This window comes from Streptomyces sp. NPDC127038 (assembly GCF_042725875.1).
GTDB lineage: Bacteria > Actinomycetota > Actinomycetes > Streptomycetales > Streptomycetaceae > Streptomyces.
The window spans coordinates 34,735-37,651 of record NZ_JBHXDQ010000084.1 but is presented as its reverse complement, the minus strand read 5'-3'; the positions used below and the strand labels follow the sequence as shown (position 1 = coordinate 37,651).

2 protein-coding genes are annotated in these 2,917 nt (G+C 72.1%); one reads left to right on the top strand and one right to left on the bottom strand.

Annotation, left to right across the window (positions count from 1 at the left end):
* Positions 1-204 precede the first annotated feature (204 nt).
* The gene (locus tag ACFWI4_RS36860; RefSeq protein WP_387205484.1) at positions 205-1,434 is read right to left on the bottom strand and encodes a magnesium and cobalt transport protein CorA; all 1,230 of its coding nucleotides are present in this window, start codon (positions 1,432-1,434) and stop codon (positions 205-207) included.
* 146 nt (positions 1,435-1,580) lie between these two features.
* On the opposite strand from ACFWI4_RS36860, the gene ACFWI4_RS36855 reads away from it, so the two are divergent.
* Positions 1,581-2,687 (top strand): winged helix DNA-binding domain-containing protein, encoded by a 1,107-nt coding sequence (locus ACFWI4_RS36855; protein WP_387205482.1) that lies wholly within the window; start codon positions 1,581-1,583, stop codon positions 2,685-2,687.
* Positions 2,688-2,917: the final 230 nt, after the last annotated feature.

The window sequence follows — 2,917 nt, the reverse complement described above, 5'->3', positions numbered from 1 at the left end:
CAGCGCATCCTCGCAGCCCCACGGCACTGAGTCAGCCTGATCTTGTGGCGAGCACGGGCTCACCACAAGATCAGGCTGATTTTGCCAACAGCGTCGGATGGCTCCGGCGGGGCGCTTCGAGGCCCTGACGGCAATGGCTGACGGCAACGTCGGCGGACGGGTGCCTGAGCACTCCCGCGCGGCAGTGCCGCACAGGGCGATCGTTCAGAGCCAGTCCCGGCGCTTGAAGATCACGTACAGACTGGCGCAGACCACACCCATCAGGCCGATCGCGAAGGGGTATCCGAAGCGCCAGCCCAGCTCCGGCATGTTCTCGAAGTTCATGCCGTAGATGGTCCCGACCAGGGTGGGCGCGAAGAGGATGGCGGCCCAGCTGGAGATCTTCTTGATCTCCTCGTTCTGTTCGAAGCCCGCCTCCGCCAACGCCCGCATCTCCGCGTTCTGTTGCTGGGTGACCAGCGTCGCGTTGACGGTCAGGATGTCGGTGAGGGCCTGGCGGAAGCCGTCCACCCGCTCGCTGGTGTGCGTGACGTGGTCGGCCACGTCACGGAGGTAGCGCTGGAGTTCCTCGTCCGTGCGGTACTTGGCGAAGCCGGCCATCAGGCTGTGCAGCATGCCCACCAGCGGGCGGGTGGCGCGCTGGAACTCGACCATCTCGCGGGAGAGTTCGTAGATGCGGCGGGACACCGCGGGATCGCCGCGGAACACCTCCGTCTCGATCTCGTCGATGTCGTTCTGGACGCCGGAGACCACCGGGACGTAACCGTCGACCACCGAGTCCAGGATCGCGTAGAGGACGGCCTCCGGGCCGAGCCTGAGCAGTTCGGGGCTCCCCTCCATGCGGCGGCGCACCGCGGAGAGGTCAGGCGCCGCACCGTGCCGGACCGTGATCACGAAGTCCGGGCCCACGAACACGTGCAGCTCGCCGAAGTCGACCTCCTCGGCCGCGTCCAGATACCGGGCGGCGCTCAGGACGACGAACAGCGTCTCGCCGTACCGCTCCAGCTTCGGGCGCTGGTGCGCCTCCATCGCGTCCTCGACGGCCAGCGGATGCAGGTCGAACTCCGCCGCCAGCGAGTGGAGTTCGGCCGCCGTCGGACGGGCCAGGCCGATCCACGCCATGCCGTCCGGCTGCTCGCGCAGCTCACGGAAGGTCTCGGCGAGCGATTCGGGCGCCGACACCCGTACCCCGTCGCGGTACAGCGCGGACTGGACGACGCTGACGATCTCGCTGGGTTCGGGAGAGGGAGGCGGGGCCTGCGGCGCGGCGCGCTTCGGGGGCGGCGCGGACGGCGGGGTCAGGGCGCGCCGCCACAGGGACTTCCGTTCCTTCGCGCCCTCGGGGCCGCCGGACCCCTTGGCCCGCGCGGAGCCGTCCGTGTCCCCCTGGCCCCGCCGGTCCTCCGAGGCCGGGCGGGCGCGTCGCTCGGACATCGCGGCTGCCTCCAGGGTCGTACGAACGTCTGGACGATCTCCGAGCAGGATATACGGGGCAAACGGTCCGCGTACCGAGGGCCGGACGGGGATCGGGTGAGAGTTGCGGACAGAGGGTGTCCGCGACCGGCGCTAGCGTGCCCGGTATGACGAAGACGACCGCGACGGCCCCCGTGCTCGGCACCCGCGCCCTCAACCGCGCGACCCTCGACCGTCAGCTCCTGCTGCGCCGCTCCCCGTTGTCCGCGACGGCCGCCGTCGAGCACCTCGTCGGCCTCCAGGCGCAGAACGTGAAGCCGCCGTACTACGCCCTCGCGGCCCGCCTCGACGGCTTCCGGCCCGAGCTGCTGTCGGCGGCCATGGAGGCACGCGACGCCGTCCGGATCGTCACCCTGCGCTCCACCATCCACACGCACACCGCCGACGACGCCCTCACCCTGCGCCCGCTGGTCCAGGCCGCCCGCGACCGCGAGCTCGGCCAGTTCCGCAAGGGTCTCGCCGGCGTCGACCTCGACCTGCTGGCCGCGATCGCCCGGGAACTGGTGGAGAGCGAGCCGCGCACCATGAAGGAGCTGCGCGAGGCGCTGCTCACGCGGTGGCCGGAAGCCGACCCGTTCGCCCTGTCCGTCGCGGCCCGCTGCACCCTGCCGCTGGTCCAGGTGACCCCGCGCGGGCTGTGGGGCCGCAGCGGCCAGGTCGCCCTCACCACCGCCGAGCACTGGCTGGGCCGCCCCGCCGAACCGGCTCCCGCGCCCGACGAGGCCGTGCTGCGCTATCTCGGCGCCTTCGGCCCCGCCTCGGTCAAGGACATGCAGACCTGGGCCGGTCTGACCCGGCTCCGGGAGGTCTTCGAGCGGCTCCGGCCCGCTCTGGCGGTGTTCCGCGACGAGAGCGGAGCCGAGCTCTTCGACCTTCCCGACGCGCCGAGGCCCGGCCCCGACACCCCCGCCCCGCCCCGCTTCCTCCCCGAGTTCGACAACCTGCTGCTGTCCCACGCCGACCGCTCCCGGGTCGTGCCGGCCGGCCTCAAAGGGCGTACCTGGCGGGGCAATCAGGCCTACCGCACCCTGCTCGTCGACGGGTTCGTGGCCGGCCTGTGGAAGCTGGAGGAGGGCGCGCTGGTCGTCGAACCCTTCGGCACGCTCACGAAGGCGCGGCGGGACGAGGTCGCCGCGGAGGGGGAGCGGATGCTCGCCACGCTGCACGCCGGGGAGAAGCACGACATCCGGTTCGGCACGGTCGCGAGCCCCTGAGGCGCCGTTCTGCACGCTCGCGCCTGAGCTGCCGTGGGGCACGGTCGCGCGGCCCTGAGTGCCGGCGGACGGCGGAGGCACGCGGGGAAGTCGTCCGCCGGCAGGTTCACGGGGGCCATGCCCTTGGATGAGGGGCGTTGCGGGCCGCTCGTGGAGGCGCCCAACGGCCCCCGCGGGTGACCGGAGGGGTGCTAGGGGGAAAGTTGAGAGCAAAGCGGATGCGGGAAGGC